This window comes from Sphingopyxis sp. GW821-FHT12C06 (assembly GCF_058807415.1).
Map to the genome: position 1 here is coordinate 668,860 of NZ_JBXAQR010000001.1, position 20,400 is coordinate 689,259.

The following is a 20,400-nucleotide window of genomic DNA, read 5'->3' on the forward strand; positions in this document are numbered from 1 at the left end:
AATTGTCATGCCAGCCAAATCGAAGGCACAGCAGAAAGCCGCCGGTGCTGCATTGAGCGCCAGTCGCGGCGACACGCCCAGGTCGAAGCTCAGGGCCGCTTCTAAAGAAATGCTCGAAAGCATGAGCGAAAAGCAGCTCGAGGATTTCGCGAGCGGATCGACCAAGGGCAAGCCCGAACACGTCGATTGATCGGATTCACTGGAGTGGCGCTGTTCCTGATCATCGCATTGGTGGTTTGGCTGGTGCGGCAGCAGCGCGCGAAGCGCGCCGCCTGACCGTTATTCCGCCGCTTGCAGCTCCGCCGGGGCCGCCACCGCCGCCCGCGCCCCGCTGAAGGCCAGCACCCCGTCATCAATCGCGCCGGTTTTCATGTCGATGCGGTCCTGCACGTAATTCTGGCTGAGCCGCCACGGCAGCGCGACCGTACTTTTGGGCATGATATGCAGCGAGCGCTGGATATAGCCCGACGAGAAGTCGAAGACATTTTCTTCTTCGAGGCTCGACGGGTCCGCCAGCGCCGGCGTCGCGACGGTGGTCGCGGTGTCCCGCATATGATTGAGAACACGGCAGACATATTCCGAAACGATGTCGGCACGGAGCGTCCAGCTTGCATTGAGATAACCGAACACCGCTGAAAAATTCGGCACGTTCGAGAACATGCACGCCTTATAATAGAAATGCTCATGCCATTCGACGGCCTGACCATCGACGCGCACAGGAATCTTGCCCGCGACCGCAAGGTTCAGTCCCGTCGCGGTCACGATGATGTCGGCATCGAGATGCTTGCCAGACTTGAGCTGAATGCCGTTGGCGTCGAAACGGTCGATGTGATCGGTAACGACCGAGGCCTTGTCGGCTTTGATCGCTTCGAACAGGTCGGCGTCGGGAACGAGGCACAGGCGCTGGTCCCAAGGATTATAAGGCGGCGTAAAGGCTTCGGCGTCATAGCGGTCGCCGAGCGCGGCCTTGACCTTCTTGGTCAGGAAATCCTTGACCTGCTGCGGCTTGTCGCGGGCCTTTTTGAAGACGATATCCTGCAACTTCACATTCTTGAAACGCGTGATTTTGTAAGCCAGTTTTTCGGGCAGAATCTTGCGCAGGAAATTGGCCAAGCCATCCTTGGCCGGGCGGATCGCGTACCAGGTCGGGGTGCGTTGCAGCATCGTCACATGCGCCGCATCCTTTGCCATCGATGGAACGATCGTGACTGCCGTGGCGCCCGAGCCGATCACGACGACCTTCTTGTCCTTGTAATCGAGATCTTTCGGCCAGAATTGCGGGTGGATGATCTGGCCTTTGAAATCCTCGCGCCCGGTGAAATTGGCGTCGAAGGCCTCGTCATAATCATAATAGCCCGCACCAAGGTACAGCCAGCGCGCGGTCGTCGTCGATGTCGCGCCTTTGTCATCCTCCATCGTCACGGTCCAGCGCGCGGCGCTGCTATCCCAGTCGGCGCCCACGACCTTGCGATTGAGGCGGATATGCTCGCGAATATGGCGCTCATCGACGATGCGGTTCAGATATTCGAGAATCGAGGGACCGTCGGCGATCGATTTTTCATGCTTCCACGGCTCGAAGACGAAGCCCAGCGTGTGCATGTCGCTGTCCGACCGGATGCCCGGATAGCGGAACAGATCCCAGGTGCCGCCGAGGTTGGCGCGGCGTTCGACCAGCCCGAAGCTGCGGTCCGGGCTATATTGCTGAAGGTGGACCGCCATGCCGATGCCCGAAATCCCGGCGCCGACGATCAGCACATCCTGATCGACCGGAGCAGCCGTTCCGTTCGCGGGGCGTTCCATCGTCGCCGTGCCTGCCATATTCCTGTCTCCCGGCTATGTTTTGTGGACAGCTTACGCACCGCGTTTCATTTTGCAATCGAATTGACAGGGGTGAAAGTAGGGGGCGGATAGGGGGGAGGCGGTGAAGCGTCCTTGTCGCTGTCACAATATTGTCATAGGGGCGTAGCGTTTTTATCAGCTGCCGGGCGTTCCGCCTCGCTGTATTCCATGGAAAGGATGAAGCCCGTTGCGCCAGATCGCTGTCCTTCCCTATCGTTTTTCGGGGCCCGCGCAGGATGGGCCGACCGAGATTTTGTTGATCACGTCGCGTGAGACGAAGCGCTGGGTGATTCCCAAGGGCAATCCGCTGACCGGGATGGAGCGCCACGCCGCCGCCGCGATCGAGGCCGAGGAAGAGGCCGGGGTGCTCGGCGCCGTCTGCCCGACCGCGATCGGCAGCTATGAATATCGCAAGCGCCGCGCCAATGGCGCGCAGATCATGTATAATGTCGAGGTGTTTCCGCTCGCCGTGACGTGCGAACTTTCCGAATGGAAGGAAATGGACGAGCGTGATCGGCAGTGGTTTTCCTTTGACGCCGCCGCGGCGGCGGTCGAGGAGCCCGACCTTCAGGCGCTGATTCGCTCGTTCGGTGACACCGGCTTTCGCGCCGTCGCCGCGCCGCGCGGCGTCGTCCAAAATGTAGCAGAGAAGACAGGGGTTAGCTGGATGTTCGCATGGTTTCAGCGTTTGCTGCCGCGACAGGGGAATTTTTTCGAGCTGTTCGAAAACCACGCCGCGACGCTGGTAGCTGGCGCCAACGCCTTGTCGCGCATGCTGCAGGGCGGCGAGGGCATGGCTGACCATATCCAGGAAGTCATCGAGCGCGAACATGACGCCGACGCGATCACCCGCGAAGTGTTGCAGACCGTCCGCCGCACCTTCCTGACCCCGTTCGACCGCAGCGCGATCACCAGCCTGATCGCGTCGATGGACGATGCGATCGACGAGATGCAGAAGACCGCGGGCGCCGTCGATCTTTACGACGTCAAGGAATTCGATCCCGAAATGCGCGACATCGCCGGGATCATCGTCGATGCCGCGCGGCTGACCGCCGAGGCGCTGCCGCTGCTCCGCAATATCGGCGCCAATGGCGCGCGCCTCCACGAGCTGACCGAACGACTGGTGCGGATGGAGGGCCATGCCGACGAAATCCACGCCGCTGGCCTCCGCCGCCTGTTCAAGGAACACGGGGAGTCGAACACCGTCCACTTCCTGATCGCGCGCGAAATCTACCGCCATCTCGAACGCGTCACCGACAGTTTCGAGGATGTTGCGAACGAGATCGACGGCCTGGTCATCGACCACGCATAAGCGGGGCGCACACCATGCACGAACTCGCTCTTCCTCTTCTCGTCGGCCTCGTCATCCTGGCGCTGGCGTTCGACTTTCTGAACGGGCTGCACGACGCCGCCAACAGCATCGCGACCGTCGTCGCGACGCGGCTGCTGCGTCCGGTGCAGGCGGTGCTGTTCGCCGCCTTCTTCAACTTCGCCGCCTATTTCCTGTCGGTGATCTTCCCCGAACTCCACAAAGTCGCCGAAACGATCGGCAAGGGGATTATCGACAAGGATCTGGTTACCCCGGCGGTCGTGTTCGGCGCGCTCGTCGGCGCGATGTTCTGGAACATCGTCACCTGGTTGAAGGGCATTCCGTCGTCGTCGAGCCATGCGCTGGTCGGCGGGATCGTTGGCGCGGGCGTCGCGCACGCGGGGTTTGAAGGGATCGAGTGGACCGGGCTCAACAAGACAGTGGTCGCGATCTTCCTGTCGCCGCTGCTCGGCATGATGCTTGCGATGGTGGTGATGCTGCTCAGCAGTTGGGCGCTGCGCCGTGCGACCGCCAGTTTCGCCGAGAAGACCTTCCGCCGCCTGCACCTCCTCTCGTCTGCCGCTTACTCGATCAGCCACGGGCTCAACGACGCGCAAAAGACGATGGGGATCATCACCGTCCTTCTCTATTCGACCGGCTATCTCGGCGGCGAATTTCATATCCCGCATTGGGTGGCGTTCAGCTGCTATGTTGCCATTGCGCTTGGCACGCTGTCGGGCGGGTGGAAGATCATCGAGACGATGGGCGGTCGCATCACCAAGCTGTCGCACCATCAGGGGTTTGCCGCTTCGACGGGCGGCTCGATCATGGTGTTCACCGCCAGCCTGCTCGGCATCCCGGTGTCGACGACGCACACGATTACCGGCAGCATCATCGGCGCGGGCGTCGCTCGCCGCGCCAGCGCAGTGCGCTGGGGCGTGGCGAGCAACGTCGTCGCGGCATGGTTCATCACCATCCCGGCGAGCGCGGTGGTCGCAGCGGCGTTCTACGGGATTACGCGGCTGTTTTGACCGGTTCGGGGTTGCGTTTGAATGAGAACGGAATAAGAACGATGCTATCGATCCGATAGCGGAGAACCCGTCATGGCCGGCGATTTCGATTTCCAGATTGGCAGCTGGCAGGTGCGGCACCGCCGCCTGAAAGCGCGGCTGGCGAACTGCAACGACTGGGAAGAGTTCGACGGTACGTGCGACATGCGCCCGATTTTGGGCGGCAACGGCAATGTCGAAGACAATGTCCTCCATATCCCCAGCGGCACCTATCGGGCGATTGCGTTGCGCTCCTTTGATCCCGTCCGGAAGAGCTGGGCGATCTGGTGGCTCGATGCGCGGAGCCCGCATAATCTCGACGTCCCCGTTATCGGCCAGTTCGAGGGTGGCGTTGGCCATTTTTACGCCGAGGACACGCTCGATGGCCGGCCGATCCGGCTGCGTTTCATCTGGAGCCGCACCGACGGCGCATCGCCGCGCTGGGAGCAGGCGATGTCGGCCGATGACGGCGCGACATGGGAAGTGAACTGGACGATGGATTTCACGCGGGCGTAGCCGGTCACTTCGTCGGGCGGTAATCGACGCTCGCCCCGCCGACCATCTGCACGGGCAGATAGAGGCCGTTGCCATAGGCTTTGATCTCGCCGATTGCGAAGCTGTCGACGCGGGTGCGGATGAGGAAGGGGCCTTCGCGCCGCTGGTCGATCGCGCGTTTGATCTTGCCCTGTAATTTGTCCAGATCATTGGTGAAATTCTGGGTCAGCGCGTCGGCGATCAGCGGCGCGAAACCTTCGCTGCGACCAAGCAGGATGAGCAGGTCGCCGCCAACCCCGTCGGTGTCGCCGTTGATCGAAAGATCGGTGAAATGGACCTCGGCCGACCCCGGCCGGTTCGCCGGAATCGCGGTCATCCAGATGCGCCCGTGGGTCGGCTTGCCCGTCCGGACTTCCAGCTTCGCATCGACATCGACGCCGACCGCGATGCGGCCGCCGGGCGCGCCATAGATGGTCGATTTGCCGAATGTCACCATCATCGAACCGAGCTTGGGCAGGACGAAGGGGCGCGTCGATCGTTTGGCGAGCGCGCGGTCGACGACGGGCTGGAGTATCGCATAATCGGCGATCACCGGCACGCGTACGTCGAGGTGCGGGCGGGGCATTTCGCGGACCAGCCGGCGGAGTGGGGTTGGCGTCGGGTCGGTCGGGCGCCCCGAGACAAAGGTTTCGGTGACTGCTTCCAGCCCGAGGTTGAGGTTCATCCGCTGCCCCTCGATCCGGTAGCCGCCATAGAGGATGCGCTGCGGGGTGACGCGCATCCACACCGGCGGGTTTTCGCGGTTGAGCTCGAGTGCGGTGAAGCTCTGCCGCCAGATATCGGCGGCCTGTTTGCGGATATCGATCTTCGCGATCTCGCGGCTCACTTCGCGCTCGATATCGCGCACGACGGGCGCGAGCTTGGCATCGGCTTCATCGGTGAACGTAATGCGCTTGCCGAGGAAATCGATCCCCGGCGGCTGGGTCCAGCCATAGCTGATCCGCGCCTTGCCCTGCGTACGCCAGTCGGGGGTCAGCTCGACGCGGATGCGTGCATGCGCCATCGCGGCGCCGGTTGCGGTCTCGCCCTTCAGCACCCCGCCGACATCGCGGGCGCGGATCGTCGCGTGGATCGGCATGTCGACGACGATCTCGCTGCCTTTGCCGCGCAGGCGCAGCGGGCCGCGCGTCACCTGCCCGACGATGGTGCAGGCGATCGGCGGGGTCACCTTGACCTTCTTGCCGAAGATTTTGACCCTCTGCGGTGGGACGCAGGCGGACTCGCGCTTGTCGATCGTCCACAGCGTCTTCGGCACCGCGCGTTCGAGCGCCTGTTTGAGCGAGGCGGTGCTGGCGTTGATCGGCACCGCGATTAGCGAGGTTTGGGTCGGCGAGGGGGCGGTATCGGTTGCGCGCGGCGGCGGGGCGACGTCGGTCTGGCGGTCGCAGCCGGCGAGCGCCGCCGGGAGGAGCAATGTAACGATTGCCAATTGGACTAAACGCATGCCGTGCCCCTGCTGCGGTTTCACCTGTCTATAACATCGGATGCCTAAAGCCGTTCCTTGGCGAGAGGGGTTGGTTGGAAAGTGACGTAAATCTCGCCAACTTCACACTGAAATCGCGTTTTGCATCGGGGCGCCAGCGTTTGTCGGACTGCCCTCACACCCATCGTGACCCCGGACTTGATCCGGGGTCCACCTGCCGCCGGGTCAAATGGATCCCGGATCAAGTCCGGGATGACGAAGAAGGGAAGGGGGAGTGGTCGCTGAAACGGCAGAAAATTGCGCAACTTCATTCTGGAATCGGCCTGGTCGCACCGGTCATACGGGGAAAACATGAAGTCATGGGCGACAAAGGACAGGAACACGCAAGGCGAAAATATCTTCTTTGTCGCCTTGCGCGAGGTCTCGCGCGAAATTCGGGTCGGGGGTGCGCGAAAATAGGAGGGGGAGATAAAAACCGGCATGGGCAGAGGCTAATGCGACGGAACTTTACAGGACAGCGGTTTTTTGCGTGCCCGGATTGTTCAATTTTCTAGCGAAGATTTGAATAGATGATTTGAGTTGAATATATGATGATATTCATATCATTGTTATAAATTGATTTATTGTGTCTAGAAATTGAGAAGATATGCGCTTAATATGATGATGTATATTATTTCAAGTAATGTGAAGGTATAGATGCGCGCAAGCATGTTGTGCGCATATTCCGGCGATGCCGGGGGAAAGAGCGTGGCATGGCTATCGATCCGCGTGACAGAATTCTGAATGTCGTTCCTTCCATCCATGTCGAGCAAGACTGGAGCTTCGAGACGGCCAAAGATGTCGGCATGGTGGCGGCGGGGCCGCTGCCCGCGAGTGTCGATCTGCGCGAAAGCTGGTGGGCCGTCGGCGATCAAGGAGGAACCGGAAGCTGTGTGGGTTGGGCCTGCGGCGACGCGGTGTTGCGCTGGCATTTCGTCAAGGCTGGCCGGTTGGACCAGAGCGAGACATTGTCCGTGCGACAGATATGGATGGCGTCCAAGGAACTGGACGAGTGGCCGAAGCCATCGACGTTTATTGAAAGCGCGGGAACCAGCCTGAAGTCGGCGCTGGATGTGGCCCGAAAATACGGGGTCGTTCCGTCGGCCACATTGGCCTTCGATTCCCCCAATTTCTACACGGGTCGTGAAGATCATTTCTATGCGCTGGCGTCGCAGAGGAAAATTTCTTCCTATATCGCGCTGGATTCATCGCCGCAGAAGTGGCGCGAATGGCTCGCCAAAAACGGCCCAATTCTGGCTCGGCTGGACTGCGACGATGCGTGGTTCGACGCCAAGACGACAAATGGTCGTCTGGCGGTCTATAATCGACCGGCCCAGCCGGCCGGCCATGCTGTGGCGATCGTCGGCTACACGCCCGATCATTTCATCGTTCGCAATAGCTGGGGGACGAGCAATTGGGGCGACGAGGGGTTCGCTTACGCATCGAATGCCTACGCCACGGCGGCGTTCGACGAGAGTTATGGCGTGGTGCTTTAACCGGCGCGCGCGGATCAGGCGACTACACCGAACAGATCATGCTCGTCGGCATCCTCGATTTCGACATCGACGACATCACCGGCTTTTAATGTCGCCGCCACGTCGCGCAGATACACATGACCGTCGATCTCGGGCGCATCCGCCTGTGAGCGGCCGGTGGCGCCGATGCTGCCGTCTTCGTCCGCATCACCGACTTCGTCGATGATCACGGGCAGGGTGCGGCCGATCTTGGCTTGGAGTTTCGCGGCGCTGATCGCGGCGGTTTTTTCCATGATGCGCTGATAGCGCTCTTCCTTGACCTCTTCGGGGACCTGATCGTCGAGCGCATTGGCCTGCGCGCCCGCGACGGGCTCGAAGCGGAAGGCGCCCACGCGGTCGAGCTGGGCTTCGTCGAGCCAGTCGAGAAGATATTGGAAATCGGCCTCGGTCTCGCCGGGGAAGCCGACGACGAAGCTCGAACGCACCGCGATGTCGGGGGCGATGGCGCGCCAGCTCTTCAGGCGGTCGAGCACCTTCGCTTCATTGGCGGGGCGCTTCATGCGCTTGAGGACGCTCGGGCTTGCGTGTTGGAAGGGGATGTCGAGATAAGGCGTCAGCAGCCCCTCGGCCATCAGCGGGATGACCGCGTCGACGTGCGGATAGGGATAGACATAGTGGAGGCGCACCCACGGCGCGTGGCCTTCGCTGGTCTGGAGCTGGCCGAGTTCGCGCGCGAGGTCGGTCATATGGGCGCGGACTTCGCGGCCCTTCCACTCGCGCGGATCGTGGCGCGTGTCGACGCCGTAAGCCGAGGTATCCTGGCTGATAACCAGCAGTTCCTTCGTCCCCGCGGCGACGAGCTTTTCGGCTTCGCGCAGCACCGCGTCGATGCGGCGGCTGACGAGTTTGCCGCGAAGGTCGGGGATGATGCAGAAGGAGCAGCTGTGGTTGCAGCCTTCGCTGATCTTCAAATAGCTGTAATGGCGCGGGGTGAGCTTCAGCCCGCCCTCGGGCACGAGGTCGATGAACGGGCCCTGCGTGGGCGGAGCGGCTTCATGGACCGCGTCGACGACCTGCTCATATTGATGCGCGCCGGTGACCGCGAGGACGTTGGGGAAGCGCGCGCGGATCACGTCGGCCTCATTGCCCATGCAGCCGGTGACGATGACGCGGCCATTCTCGGCCATCGCTTCGCCGATCGCCTCGAGGCTTTCTTCCTTCGCCGAATCGAGGAAGCCGCAGGTGTTGACGAGAACGACGTCGGCTCCCGCATAGTCGGGCGACAGGCCATAGCCGTCGGCGCGCAACTTGGTGAGAATCCGTTCGCTGTCGACCAAAGCTTTGGGACAGCCGAGCGAAACCATGCCGACTTTCGGCTGGGCGGGAAGGGTTTTGGTTGCCATGATTGGGCGCGCCTTTACGCGATTTCATGCCGCTTGTCACGCGCAGCGCGCGGGGCCATGCAGCGGGGCGACAAGATGCGTCCCGATGATAGGGCCGCGAAGATGAAGGATGACCCAATATGATAGGCGTGTTTGCGGCGATTTCGGCGGCCATTGCAGTCGCGGCAGGGGCGTTCGGCGCGCATGGCGCGGCGGGGCAACAGGAGGCCGAGTGGCTGCGCACCGGCGGACTGTATCAGTTGATCCACGCGGTCGCGGCGATGGCGATCATGGGCGTCGCACGCGGGCCGGCGGTGATGCTGCTTGGCGGGTCGGTTCTGTTCGCCGCGACGCTTTATGCGATGGCGCTGGGTGCGCCGCGCTGGCTGGGGGCGGTGACGCCGATCGGCGGAACGTTTCTGATCATCGGGTGGCTATGGGCGGCGTGGATTTACTGGCGGGGTTGATCAATCCGCCTCGCATGTCTCGCACGGGATGACCTCGACGACCACGTCGCCGGGTTCGAGCCGGCCGGCTTCGGCTTCCCAGAAGCCATAGGGCTTGCCGCCGCGATAGATGCGCAGCCCGCGGCCCCCGGTGGCGAGTTCGTCGAGACTCTTGCCAATTTCCTCCGGCCGCACCGGGCGTTCGGCGAGCTGGACCTTGCCGCTGACCGACGCGAGGTCGGCCATATAGTCGGCGACGTGCGCGCCCTGCGCCGATCCGGCGAGCAGCAGGCCGGTGAAGCTGACCGGGTTGATGACATTGTTGGCACCCGCCTGCCGCGCGAGCAATTCATTGTCTTGCGTACGGATGACGACACTGATCGGGACATGCGGCGCGAGGTGGCGGACGGTCAGAACCATCAGGATCGAAGTGTCGTCGCGGCCTGCCGACACCAGCACCGTCTGTGCCTGCGCAATCCGCACGTCGAGCAGGGTTTCGTCGCTCGACGCGTCGCCCTCCAGCACATTGCAGCCCATCGCCTCGGCGGCGTTGATCCGCCCGCGCGCGGTGTCGATGACAACGATGCATGCGGGGTCGGTGCCGCGCGCGATGAGTTCACGGACCGCTTCGCTGCCGCTGATGCCGAAGCCCAGCACGACAATATGGTTGGTGAGCTTTGCCTGGATGCGGGCCATGCGCCATTTTTCCCATGTGCGTTTGAGGACGAAATTATAGGCGGTGCCGACGAAAATGAAGAGCACCGCGATGCGGATCGGAGTGACGATCACCGCCTCGATCAACCGCGAACGGTCGGACACCGGGGCGATGTCGCCAAAGCCGGTGGTGGTGACCGAGATCATCGTGAAATAGACGACGTCGAGGAAGCTCATATGGCCGTCGTGGCTGTCCTTCAGCCCGGCGCGGTCGATCCAGTGGACGAGGACGACGATGCCGATCAGAAGGAAGGCGATGCTGAGGCGCGCGGTGACGTCGGCCCAGATCGGCCATTTGCTCGCCCGGCGCAGCGGGTTGAAGCGATGTTGCAGCTTCAGCTTGTCGGACGGCTTGCGGCTCATTGTCGCCCTTGTGCCAAAGCCATGGCGCTTAGGCTAGCCGCTAAGCGCCATAGGCCCCGCGCAACGCCGCAAGCGAGGCGTCGTGGGTCAGGTCGAGCTGGAGCGGGGTGACCGAGATAAAGCCGTCGTCGATCGCCTCGAGGTCGCTGTCGTGCCCCGGCGAATGTTCGATGCCGTGAAGGCCGAACCAGTAATAGGGATAGCCGCGCGGGTCGGTGCCCGCGACGATCGAACCGCGGCCATAATCGTGGAAACCCTGACGTGCGACGCGGATGCCGCGGACATCGTCGGCGGGGATCGCGGGGAAGTTGATGTTGATCAGCGTACGCGGAGTCATCGTCATGCCGAGCAGCGGACGGAGGACTTTGACGCCCCAGGCTTCGGCGGCACCGAAGGGGACGGTGTCGCCCATGCCTTCTGTGGCATAGACTTGGCTCAGCGCAATCGCGGGGATGCCTGCGAGCGCGCCCTCGATCGCCGCCGATACGGTGCCCGAGTAAGTGATGTCGTCGCCAAGGTTCGCACCGCGGTTGACGCCCGACAGGATCAGATCGGGCTTTTCGGGCATCAGCTTGCCGATCGCCATCATCACCGCGTCGGTCGGAGTGCCGCTGCACGACCAGCGCCGTTCGGCGTGCTGGCGGACGCGGACGGGGCGCGACAGGGTGAGCGAGTGGCCGGCGCCGGATTGCTCCTCGGCGGGCGCGCAGACCCAGATGTCGTCGCTCAGCTCGCGCGCGATGGCTTCGAGCACGGCCATGCCGGGGGCGTGATAGCCGTCGTCGTTGGTGAGGAGGATGCGCACGATTTTCTCTTTCTCTGTTCGTCACCCCGGACTTGATCCGGGGTCCACTCCGGCGCCGAAGGCATGGCCCCCGGATCAAGCCCGGGGTGACGATGGTTTAGTTGGCCGGCGTCAGCTTGGTGATCCCGCCCATGTAAGGCAACAGCACGTCGGGAATGATGACGCTGCCATCGGCCTGCTGGTAATTTTCCAGCACCGCAACCAGCGTCCGGCCGACCGCGAGCCCCGAACCGTTGAGCGTGTGGACGAATTCATTGCCCTTCACACCCTCGCGGCGGAAGCGCGTGTTCATGCGCCGCGCCTGGAAATCGCCGCAGTTCGAACAGCTCGAAATCTCGCGATAGCTGTTCTGGCCGGGGAGCCAGACTTCGAGGTCATAGGTTTTGCGCGCGGCAAAGCCCATGTCGCCGGCGCAGAGCAGCATGCGGCGATAGGGAAGCTCGAGCGCTTCGAGGATCGATTCGGCGGCGCGCGTCTTGCGTTCGAGTTCGGCGTCGGCGTCCTCGGGGCGGACGACCGAGACCAGCTCGACCTTCCAGAATTGATGCTGGCGGATATAGCCGCGCGTGTCGCGGCCCGCCGAGCCCGCTTCGGAGCGGAAGCAGGGGGTGAGCGCGGTCATGCGGACGGGCAGGTCGGCGTCGGGCAGGATTTCCTCGCGCACCGCGTTGGTCAGGCTCATCTCCGACGTCGAGATGAGCCAGCGGCCGTCGGTGGTCTGGAACAGATCCTCGCGGAATTTGGGAAGCTGTGCGGTGCCGAAGGCGGCTTCGTCGCGGACCAGCAGCGGCGCGGCGCATTCGGTGTAGCCGGCGTCGATCGTCTGGCGGTCGATCATAAATTGACCCAGCGCGCGTTCGAGCCGTGCCATCGGGCCTTTGAGGAATGCAAAGCGCGCGCCCGCCATCTTCGCCGCGGTCTCGAAATCGAGCCCGAGGGCGGGGGCGAAATCGGCGTGCTCCTGCGGCGCGAAGTCGAAGTTGCGCGGGGTGCCCCAGCGCGCAATTTCGACATTGCCGTCCTCGTCGACGCCTTCGGGGACGTCGGCGGCGGGCAGGTTGGGGAGCGCGGCGAGCGTGTCGTGGAGTGCGGCGAGCTGTTCGCGCTCGGCGGCTTCCTGTTCGGGCAACGAGGTTTTGAGCGCGGCGACCTCGGCCTTCAGCGCCTCGGCGGCGTCCTTGTCGCCCTTTGCCATCGCCTGGCCGATCGCCTTCGACGCTTCGTTGCGCCGCGCGAGCGATCCCTGCATCCCGGTTTGCAGCGCGCGCAGCGACGCGTCGGCGGCGAGAATGACGGCGGACAGGGGTTCGAGGCCGCGGCGCGCGAGGCCGGCGTCGAACGCTTCGGGATTTTCCCGGATCAGGCGGATATCGTGCATCGCCGCGCTATGGCGTTGCCGCCCGCGCCGCGCAACCCCGTCCTATCGTTCCAGCAAGTTGGCGAGCTGGCCGATCGCGGTGCCCCAGCCGATGTGAAAGCCCATTTCGTCATGCTTGCGGCTGTCCTCCGGGGTCTTGTGCAGGACACGGGCCGAATAGAGCGTGCCGCCGTCCTGCGCCTCGAAGGTCAGGATCGCGGTGAGCGCGAGCCAGGGTTCGGCGGGCTGCCAGCCCCCGGTGAGGACGGTTGTGAAGACCAGCCGCTGTTCGGGAATGGCTTCGAGGAAACAGCCGTCGACATGCGGCTGAAATTCGCCGCTGCCTTCGCGCATCCGCGTGACGAAGCCGCCGCCGGGGCGGAGGTCGAGAGTGACGACCTGGCACTCGATCGGTGCGGGGATCCACCATTTTTCGAGATTTTCGGGGATGCTCCAGGCGTTCCACACCGCGGCGGGGGACGCGGCGATGAAGCGTGAAATCCTCAGTTCGGTTGAGTCGGTCATCATTCGCTCCCGGGGTGTTGCGATTCGACGAAGGCCGCGAGGCGATCGGTGCGCCCCTGCCAGATTGCGCGTTGCTCGCCGAGCCAGCCTTCGGCGGCAGCGAGGCGATCGGCATTGAGATGGCAGGTGCGGACGCGGCCGCTTTTTTCGGAGCGAATCAGCCCTGATGCCTCCAGCACCGACAGATGTTTCATGAAGGCGGGCAGCCCCATGGTGAAGGGCTCCGCGAGGCGTGTGACTGGTGCACCGCCGCCGAGCAGCCGGCCGATCACCGCGCGCCGCGTCGGGTCGGCGAGGGCGTGGAAGACCGAGTCGAGCGCGGGCTGTTGGTTCACCATATGGAGAAGTATAGCCAATGGTTTCCCATATGGCAAAGTAATATCCACCCCCTGGAAAAAGGGGCCGCCCGATGAAAGACGACCCCAGGGTTGGTGGCCCGGGTTGCCCCCCTGACCCCCAGTGGATGGCTTAGGCCGCGTCGGTGTCGGCGCTGTTTTGGCCAGCGGCGCGGCGACGGACGACGAGTGCCGCGGCGGCGGCGCCGAACAACAGGATCATCGGCGGCGCCGGTACCGGGGTCGGATCGCCCGACGAGCTGCTGGTGCTGCCATTCGAGGATGACGAACTCGACGACGAACTGCTGCTCGACGAAGAGGATGAAGAGGAACTGCTGCTGGTGCTGCCGAAGCTGCTGCTGCCGCCGGTTGCGCCCGACGAGGTCGCGCCGCTCGACGAGCTGCTGCTCGACGAAGAGGATGAAGAGCTGCTGCTGCTCGATCCGCCCGACGAACTGCCGCCGTGCGAGCTGCTGCCATGCGACGAGCTGCCCCAGCCCGAACTGCCATGGCCGTGCGAGCTGCCGCCGCTCGATGAGGATGAGCTCGACGAGGAAGAGCTGGACGACGAACTCGACGACGAACTGCTGCTCGACGATGTGGACGTGCTGACGTTGCCCGAAGAGGTGGAGACATTGCCCGACGAGGTTGAAACGCCGCCGGTCGAGGTGCTGACACCGCCGGTCGAGGTCGACACGCCGCCCGTCGACGTCGAGACGCTGCCGGTGGAGGTCGAGACCCCCGAAGACGTGCTGGTGGTCGAGCTGAGACCGCCCGTGGTCGTCGAGGTAACGACGACATTGCCACTGCTGCCGCCACTGCCGCCGCCGCCAAAACCGCCGCCGAAGAAGCCGCCGCCGAAACCGCCGCCAAAGCCGCCGCCGATCACCGTGACGCCGCCACCGCTGCCGCCGCCTTCGAAGCGTTGCTGCGGGAAGGGGGCATAGGGGATCGGGGGCATCGGGATCGTCTGCGTCACCACCTGCGTCTGCGGTGTTTCGGTGCGGATGATCCGCTTGGTCGTCACGACGCGGCGTACGCGCTTGACGGGCTTGCGTGCGGCGTGGCGCTTGCGCACGACCGGCTTGCACGGCGTGCAGGACGGTGCCTTGCGAACCTGCGCCGCCGCGGGCACGTCGGCGATCTGCATCGCGCCGCTACCAATGATCGCACCCCCGCAGGTGCACGCACAAAGCTTGGCGAGGGCCATTCGGACAGACATAGGTTTCTTTCACTTTCCCGTTGCGGGTGGGTTGGCGCCGCCGGCCCGACACCTGCTTGATCATCAGCTAGGGCCAAAAGGCCAAAGCTTTGTGAACAGGGCAATCCTGTTAACCGCGTTCACCTGTCCGACAGCGGGAATTGGGGCACGGAATCAACCCCGAACACGCTTTCTGTTCCAAAACAATACAGAATTGGCGGTAATTCTATAATATTGGTTAACCCATGCGTCAATTTTTATAGAGTTGAGGGGGCCAAGGCTGACCAGAATCGCCATGAGCCTCCCCGAAGTGGATGCGGCGGTTCACCATCGCTTCACCCGTTCGTCGCTAAGTGGTCGCTTCGGCGCTTGTGTAGAAACCAGTGGCTGGTTATAGGCCCGGCGCATTCCCCGGTCTGCCACCGCGGCGGCCGCGGCGAGAGGAAAGGACGCAAGCCTTCGTCATGCCGACCCAGATTGCCGACATTGGCGCCGACGCGCTTCGACAAGCCAAATCAAACCTCGATTCGGATTATATTCCCAGCGACGACGAAGAGTTCATGAACGAACGGCAGCAGGAATATTTCCGCGGCCTGCTTCGCGCCTGGAAAAAATCGATCCTGACCGAATCGGAATCGACCCTGGCCCATCTGCAGGACGGGCCGCTGCGCGAACCCGATCTGGCCGACCGGGCCTCCAGCGAAACCGACTGGGCGATCGAACTTCGGACCCGCGACCGCCAGCGCAAGCTGATCGCCAAGATCGATTCGGCGATTCGCCGCATCGACGAGGGCGAATATGGCTATTGCGCGGTGACCGGCGAACCGATCTCGCTCGCCCGGTTGCAGGCGCGCCCGATCGCGACGATGACGCTGGAAGCGCAGGAGCGCCACGAGCGCAACGAACGCATCTCGCGCGAAGATTGACCCTCTTCCGAACGGTTTACGTTTCCGCAACGGCTCCCTGCTAGTTTCTTCGCGTCAATATCGGGCGCGGGGAACAGGTGTAATGGATAGTCGGGTACCGGTTACGCCGGATGAAGATATGGCGGCGTTGCCACGCGTCGCCGATCGCGACAGCCTGTTCCTGCAAGCCGGCCTGTTGCTTCCCGGCCCCAACGCCCCTGTCGTCGTTCGCGTACGCAATCTGTCGTCGGGCGGGATGCTCGCCGAAAGTCCGGTTCCGGTCACCGAAGGCACGGCGATCGTGGTCGAGCTGGCCAATGTCGGCACGGTGTCCGGACGGATCGTGTGGGCGGGCGAGGGCAAGTTCGGCATCGCCTTTGACCAGCAGGTCAATCCGCAGGCGGTCCGTCGCCAGGTCGTTCAAAAATCGGATTTGCCGGAATATCTCAGGCGCAGCGGGCTGGAGCGTGTGCCACTCTACCGCCGGCGCTGATGCGTTGGCACCAGCCGGCGGTAGCGATCGAACGATCGATCAGGCGATCGTCACCATCTCTTCCTTGATCCTGAGTTTTCGTTTCTTCATTTGCGCCAGCAAGACTTCGTCGGGGGCGGGGCGGCGCTCTTCATTCGCAATTTTCACATCGAGGTCCGCGTGGCGGGACTTCAGGGCGGAAAGGTGCGACATGCTCATTGGCCATTCTCCTTTTCGACTCGATTGGCAGGGCCGAGTAAATCACGAATCGCCCCCCATGTCGTGACGATTCGGCCAGACGGTGCCCGTTGCGGACCAACCGTGATCGTGGCAGGAAGGCCCTCGTGAACCCCGATGAAATTTCCCAGCGCCTCGAGCTACTTCGCGTCGAGCACCGCGATCTCGATGCCGCGATCATCGCGCTTGCCGACGGGACGGTGCCCGACCAGCTGCAACTCGCGCGGCTGAAAAAGCGCAAGCTGCGGTTGCGTGACGAGATTCAATGGTGCGAGGATCAACTGGTTCCCGATATTATCGCCTGAGTCCGCGAGCTGATTCAAAACGGGACGGCGGCGTTTTTCATGGTTACCGCCATTGCGAACCCGGGCGCGGCCATGCCATTCTGAGCTCATGTTCAAGGGGCAACCGCATATCAGGACCGCCGACCTTCCGGTGCAGCGCGCCCAGGTCGAAAATCTCTATGTCGAGGCGATGCTGCTGGCCGATGAAGCGCATGCAGCCTTTGCGGCGCAGCGCGAGTTTGGCCGGACTGCGGGGGGTGATGCGCGCGGCGCAGCGCTGTTTCTGATCGACCTTGCGTGCGAATCGCTCAAGACCACGACGCGGTTGATGCACATCATCGCCTGGCTGCTCCACCGCCGCGCGATGATCGCGGGCGATTCCGGCGCGGCGGCGAACGACAGCGCGGCGCGCATCGGCGAACCCGTCGCGGCGGATTGGGATATCTGCGTGCGTTTCGATGAAGCCACCCGCCGCATCATCGCCGCGAGCGAGCGCCTGTTCGAACGCGTCGCGATGCTGGAGGTCGGATGGCAGACGCCAGCGGTGACCCCGGTGCAGCAGATGCTGGCGCAGCTGGAAGCGCGGCTGTAGCTTCTTTCGCTACCGGTATTTCTGTAAAAATATTATCCCAGCCACTCGACCCATGCGCCATGGGCATGTGCGCGGCCGAGCATTTTCGGTGCGCCGTCACCCGGCCAGTGGCGCACCACCAGTTCGTGAAGATGCACCGTCCGGTTCGCCTCGAGCGCGATCCATGCGAGCGGCCGCCCGGCGGTCGCGCGGGCGCCCGCGGCTTCCATCGCCGCGGTGACGCGCGCCTGCTGATCGGCGGGGACATATTGCCAGACGATCGAGTGCATCAGCACCCGAGTCGTGCCCTCGGCTTGCGGCTTGGCGAGTTCGGCCTCGATGAAATCGGCGGCATTGCTTTGGACAAGATCTGGTTTCGTTTCCGTCGCCGCCGCGATCGCGGCTTCGATCCGCGCGAAACGAATATGATGCTCGGGCCAGACATAGGCCTTCAGCCGCAGCGCCTGCGCGGGATCGGTCAGATCGACCGGCGCGACGTCGCAGCCCTTGAGGCCCGCGAAGGCAATTTTATGCTGCGGCGGATGGTTGCCGCGCCATTCGGGGGTGAAGGCCATCACCCCGGGCTGCGGCCCGACCTGCACGGCGGCGAGGTCGTAATGATAGCGATCGATCATCAGATTGATCCCCGCGCTCGACCCGATCTCGAGGCAATCGAACATCGGCGGCAGGCCCTGTTCGGTTAGCCACAGCATCGCCGCGATGAAGTTCGACGATCGCCCCGCCTCATTGGTCTGGGGCGGGCCGTCGAGCCATGGAAGCAACGCCGCCTCGTGCCGCGCGGCGACCCCGGCGACGATCGCGGCATCGTTGATATCTTCGGAATCGGCATAAATCGGCGCGAGTTCATGCGCGGCGCCCGATAGGTGCAACGCGTGCAGCCCGCCCGCAGCGCGCAGCGGCAGCGCATCGGCGAGCGGCGCGCCTTTCCACCCCGCGATGCGCCGCGCGAATTCGGTCGCGGGGCGGTCGATCAAGGTAGCGAGCGCAGCGACGATCCGGGCCGTAACCGGCGCGTCATTGGCGCGGCAATAGATGACCTGATTGGCAAAGGCGGCGCGGACTGCCTTGCGTCCACCCTCGGCCATGTCGAGAAACTCGTATCGCTCGCTCATTGCCCTTTTTCCCGTCGCCGCCTATGTGCGCGACGCTTATGCCCGAACCGATCATCTTTGCCATCCCCAAGGGACGGATCCTCGACGAGGCGCTGCCGCTGCTCGCGCGCGTCGGTATCGAACCTGCGCCGGACTTCTTCGATTCGAAGAGCCGATCGCTGATCTTCGGAACCAACCAGCCGCATATCTCGCTGATCCGCGTCCGCGCCTTCGACGTCGCGACCTTTGTTGCGCATGGCGCGGCGCAGCTTGGCATCGTCGGTTCCGACGTCGTCGACGAATATGATTACAGCGAACTTTATGCCCCGGTCGATCTGGGTATCGGCCATTGCCGCCTGTCGCTCGCCGGCCCCGCCGACAGCGCCCCGCCGGGAATCGGTGCGAGCCACATCCGCGTCGCGACCAAATATCCCGCGACGACGCGCCGCTGGTTCGAGGGGCAGGGCATCCAGGCCGAATGCATCAAATTGAATGGCGCGATGGAAATTGCGCCGAAGCTCGGGCTCGCCTCGCACATCGTCGATCTGGTTTCGACGGGCAAAACGCTCGTCGAAAATGCGCTCGCCGAACAGGTGGTGATTTCGCAGGTCTCGGCGCGGCTCGTCGTCAATCGCGCGGCGTTCAAGCTGCGCTCGGCCGAAGTGCCGGCGCTGGTCGAGAAATTCCGGCAGGCGGTGGGCGATGCGGCGGCTTGATGCCTCTGCGCCCGGCTTTGCGGCTGCGTTCGACGCGCTGGTCGATGACCGGCGCGAAAGCGCGTCCGACGTATCGGCCGACGTTGCGGCGATCGTCGCGCGGGTAAAGGCCGAGGGCGACGTCGCGCTCGCCGACTATACCGCAAAGTTCGACCGCTTCGATCTGGACGCGAGCGGCTGGAGCATTTCGAAGGCCGAATGCGCCACGGCTTATGACGCGCTGTCGCCTGAGTTGCGGGACGCGCTGAACCTCGCGGCCGACCGCATCCGCGCCTATCATGCCGCACAGTTGCCTGAGGATCGCGACTATCGCGACGATACGGGCGCGCGGCTTGGTGCGCGCTGGAATGCGGTCGATGCTGCGGGCGTCTATGTCCCCGGCGGGCGCGCCGCTTACCCCTCATCGGTGCTGATGAACATCTTGCCCGCCAAGGTCGCAGGGGTCGAACGCATCGTGATGATGACCCCGACCCCGGGCGGCGAGGTCAATCCCGTCGTCATGGCCGCCGCGCACATCGGCGGGGTCGACGAAATCTGGCGCGTCGGCGGGGCGCAGGCGGTTGCGGCGCTCGCCTATGGGACCGACAAGATCGCGCCGGTCGATGTCGTCACCGGCCCCGGCAATGCGTGGGTGGCCGAGGCGAAGCGCCAGCTCTATGGCGTCGTCGGCATCGATATGGTCGCCGGGCCGAGCGAGATCGTCGTCGTCGCCGATGCGAAGAACGAACCGCATGTCATCGCCGCGGACCTGCTCAGCCAGGCCGAACATGATCCGACGAGCCAGTCGATCCTGTTCACCGACGATGCCGCTTTCGCCGACGCGGTCGCCGCCGCGGTCGATGCGATCATCCCGTCGCTGACCACCGCCGCGACGATGCGTGAAAGCTGGGATGCCAATGGCGCGATCATCATCGTGCCGACGCTCGCCGATGCGATCCCGCTCTGCGACCGTCTCGCCGCCGAACATCTCGAACTCGCGGTCGATGCTGACGAGGCCGACGCGCTGTTCGCCAGGGTGCGCCATGCCGGATCGGTCTTCCTTGGCCGCCATACCCCCGAGGCGATCGGTGATTATGTCGCCGGTCCCAACCATGTGCTGCCTACCGGCCGTCGCGCGCGTTTTTCGAGCGGGCTGTCGGTCACCGACTTTATGAAACGCACCAGCTTCCTCGCGCTCGATCCGGCTTCCCTCGCCGCGATCGGTCCTGCCGCGGTTGCGCTTGCCGGCGCCGAGGGGCTTCCCGCCCACGCGCTGTCGGTCAGCCAACGCCTCAAGTGAAACGAAA

Annotated in this window: 23 protein-coding genes; 13 read left to right on the top strand and 10 right to left on the bottom strand. The window is 63.8% G+C overall.

Going from position 1 to position 20,400, the window contains the following annotated elements:
• The first annotated feature begins 7 nt into the window (after nt 1–7).
• Nucleotides 8–190 (top strand): DUF3008 family protein, encoded by a 183-nt coding sequence (locus tag AC1RRJ_RS03095; RefSeq protein ID WP_493120247.1) that lies wholly within the window; start codon nt 8–10, stop codon nt 188–190.
• Nucleotides 191–279: 89 nt separating this feature from the next.
• Here AC1RRJ_RS03095 and AC1RRJ_RS03100 read toward each other — a convergent pair whose 3' ends face one another.
• Nucleotides 280–1,818, bottom strand: coding sequence for a flavin-containing monooxygenase (locus AC1RRJ_RS03100; RefSeq protein WP_493120248.1), 1,539 nt, complete (start codon nt 1,816–1,818; stop codon nt 280–282).
• A gap of 208 nt (nt 1,819–2,026) precedes the next feature.
• On the opposite strand from AC1RRJ_RS03100, the gene AC1RRJ_RS03105 reads away from it, so the two are divergent.
• The 3 genes from AC1RRJ_RS03105 to AC1RRJ_RS03115 all read left to right on the top strand — a co-directional run bounded on the left by AC1RRJ_RS03105 (nt 2,027) and on the right by AC1RRJ_RS03115 (nt 4,713).
• A complete protein-coding gene (locus tag AC1RRJ_RS03105) occupies nt 2,027–3,151 on the top strand; it encodes a DUF47 family protein (protein WP_493120249.1) in 1,125 nt (374 codons plus the stop codon).
• A 14-nt stretch (nt 3,152–3,165) separates the two neighbouring features.
• Entirely contained in the window at nt 3,166–4,179 is a 1,014-nt protein-coding gene (locus AC1RRJ_RS03110; protein WP_493120250.1) for an inorganic phosphate transporter, read from the top strand.
• 72 nt (nt 4,180–4,251) lie between these two features.
• Nucleotides 4,252–4,713: a DUF1579 domain-containing protein gene (locus AC1RRJ_RS03115; RefSeq protein WP_493120251.1), complete on the top strand. Its 462-nt coding sequence runs from the start codon at nt 4,252–4,254 to the stop codon at nt 4,711–4,713.
• A gap of 4 nt (nt 4,714–4,717) precedes the next feature.
• On the opposite strand, the gene AC1RRJ_RS03120 is transcribed toward AC1RRJ_RS03115, so the two are convergent.
• Complete coding sequence (locus AC1RRJ_RS03120; protein WP_493120252.1) at nt 4,718–6,196, bottom strand: DUF4403 family protein; 1,479 nt, start codon at nt 6,194–6,196, stop codon at nt 4,718–4,720.
• Between the two features lie 731 nt (nt 6,197–6,927).
• On the opposite strand from AC1RRJ_RS03120, the gene AC1RRJ_RS03125 reads away from it, so the two are divergent.
• Entirely contained in the window at nt 6,928–7,710 is a 783-nt protein-coding gene (locus AC1RRJ_RS03125) for a C1 family peptidase (RefSeq protein WP_493120253.1), read from the top strand.
• A gap of 14 nt (nt 7,711–7,724) precedes the next feature.
• On the opposite strand, the gene rimO is transcribed toward AC1RRJ_RS03125, so the two are convergent.
• Nucleotides 7,725–9,092, bottom strand: a complete 1,368-nt coding sequence (gene rimO, locus AC1RRJ_RS03130; protein WP_493120254.1) for a 30S ribosomal protein S12 methylthiotransferase RimO — start codon at nt 9,090–9,092, stop codon at nt 7,725–7,727.
• Nucleotides 9,093–9,211: 119 nt separating this feature from the next.
• On the opposite strand from rimO, the gene AC1RRJ_RS03135 reads away from it, so the two are divergent.
• On the top strand, nt 9,212–9,538 hold the full coding sequence (locus tag AC1RRJ_RS03135) for a DUF423 domain-containing protein (RefSeq protein ID WP_493120255.1): 327 nt from the start codon (nt 9,212–9,214) through the stop codon (nt 9,536–9,538).
• Here the strand turns inward: AC1RRJ_RS03135 and AC1RRJ_RS03140 are convergent, their stop codons facing one another.
• From AC1RRJ_RS03140 to AC1RRJ_RS03160, 5 genes are all read right to left on the bottom strand, one after another.
• Nucleotides 9,539–10,594, bottom strand: a complete 1,056-nt coding sequence (locus tag AC1RRJ_RS03140) for a potassium channel family protein (protein ID WP_493120256.1) — start codon at nt 10,592–10,594, stop codon at nt 9,539–9,541.
• Nucleotides 10,595–10,634: 40 nt separating this feature from the next.
• Nucleotides 10,635–11,399: a 5'/3'-nucleotidase SurE gene (surE, locus tag AC1RRJ_RS03145; protein WP_493120257.1), complete on the bottom strand. Its 765-nt coding sequence runs from the start codon at nt 11,397–11,399 to the stop codon at nt 10,635–10,637.
• Between the two features lie 97 nt (nt 11,400–11,496).
• Nucleotides 11,497–12,777, bottom strand: coding sequence for a serine--tRNA ligase (serS, locus tag AC1RRJ_RS03150; RefSeq protein WP_493120258.1), 1,281 nt, complete (start codon nt 12,775–12,777; stop codon nt 11,497–11,499).
• Nucleotides 12,778–12,819: 42 nt separating this feature from the next.
• Nucleotides 12,820–13,284: an SRPBCC family protein gene (locus AC1RRJ_RS03155; RefSeq protein WP_493120259.1), complete on the bottom strand. Its 465-nt coding sequence runs from the start codon at nt 13,282–13,284 to the stop codon at nt 12,820–12,822.
• Nucleotides 13,281–13,619: an ArsR/SmtB family transcription factor gene (locus tag AC1RRJ_RS03160; protein ID WP_493120260.1), complete on the bottom strand. Its 339-nt coding sequence runs from the start codon at nt 13,617–13,619 to the stop codon at nt 13,281–13,283. The genes AC1RRJ_RS03155 and AC1RRJ_RS03160 overlap by 4 nt, the downstream gene beginning before the upstream one ends.
• 143 nt (nt 13,620–13,762) lie before the next feature.
• Between AC1RRJ_RS03160 and AC1RRJ_RS03165 the strand changes: the two genes are divergently transcribed.
• From AC1RRJ_RS03165 to AC1RRJ_RS03175, 3 genes are all read left to right on the top strand, one after another.
• A complete protein-coding gene (locus tag AC1RRJ_RS03165; RefSeq protein WP_493120261.1) occupies nt 13,763–14,563 on the top strand; it encodes a hypothetical protein in 801 nt (266 codons plus the stop codon).
• A 718-nt stretch (nt 14,564–15,281) separates the two neighbouring features.
• Complete coding sequence (dksA, locus tag AC1RRJ_RS03170) at nt 15,282–15,743, top strand: RNA polymerase-binding protein DksA (protein WP_493120262.1); 462 nt, start codon at nt 15,282–15,284, stop codon at nt 15,741–15,743.
• A gap of 82 nt (nt 15,744–15,825) precedes the next feature.
• Nucleotides 15,826–16,215, top strand: coding sequence for a PilZ domain-containing protein (locus tag AC1RRJ_RS03175; RefSeq protein ID WP_493120263.1), 390 nt, complete (start codon nt 15,826–15,828; stop codon nt 16,213–16,215).
• Nucleotides 16,216–16,254: 39 nt separating this feature from the next.
• On the opposite strand, the gene AC1RRJ_RS03180 is transcribed toward AC1RRJ_RS03175, so the two are convergent.
• Nucleotides 16,255–16,413, bottom strand: a complete 159-nt coding sequence (locus AC1RRJ_RS03180; protein WP_493120264.1) for a YdcH family protein — start codon at nt 16,411–16,413, stop codon at nt 16,255–16,257.
• A gap of 125 nt (nt 16,414–16,538) precedes the next feature.
• Between AC1RRJ_RS03180 and AC1RRJ_RS03185 the strand changes: the two genes are divergently transcribed.
• Nucleotides 16,539–16,736: a YdcH family protein gene (locus tag AC1RRJ_RS03185; RefSeq protein WP_493120266.1), complete on the top strand. Its 198-nt coding sequence runs from the start codon at nt 16,539–16,541 to the stop codon at nt 16,734–16,736.
• Nucleotides 16,737–16,824: 88 nt separating this feature from the next.
• Complete coding sequence (locus tag AC1RRJ_RS03190) at nt 16,825–17,307, top strand: DUF1465 family protein (RefSeq protein ID WP_493120267.1); 483 nt, start codon at nt 16,825–16,827, stop codon at nt 17,305–17,307.
• 32 nt (nt 17,308–17,339) lie between these two features.
• Here AC1RRJ_RS03190 and AC1RRJ_RS03195 read toward each other — a convergent pair whose 3' ends face one another.
• Complete coding sequence (locus AC1RRJ_RS03195) at nt 17,340–18,419, bottom strand: DUF2332 domain-containing protein (RefSeq protein ID WP_493120268.1); 1,080 nt, start codon at nt 18,417–18,419, stop codon at nt 17,340–17,342.
• A gap of 38 nt (nt 18,420–18,457) precedes the next feature.
• On the opposite strand from AC1RRJ_RS03195, the gene hisG reads away from it, so the two are divergent.
• Complete coding sequence (hisG, locus tag AC1RRJ_RS03200; protein ID WP_493120694.1) at nt 18,458–19,114, top strand: ATP phosphoribosyltransferase; 657 nt, start codon at nt 18,458–18,460, stop codon at nt 19,112–19,114.
• Complete coding sequence (gene hisD, locus AC1RRJ_RS03205) at nt 19,101–20,393, top strand: histidinol dehydrogenase (protein ID WP_493120269.1); 1,293 nt, start codon at nt 19,101–19,103, stop codon at nt 20,391–20,393. Before hisG ends, hisD begins: the two co-directional genes overlap by 14 nt.
• Nucleotides 20,394–20,400: the final 7 nt, after the last annotated feature.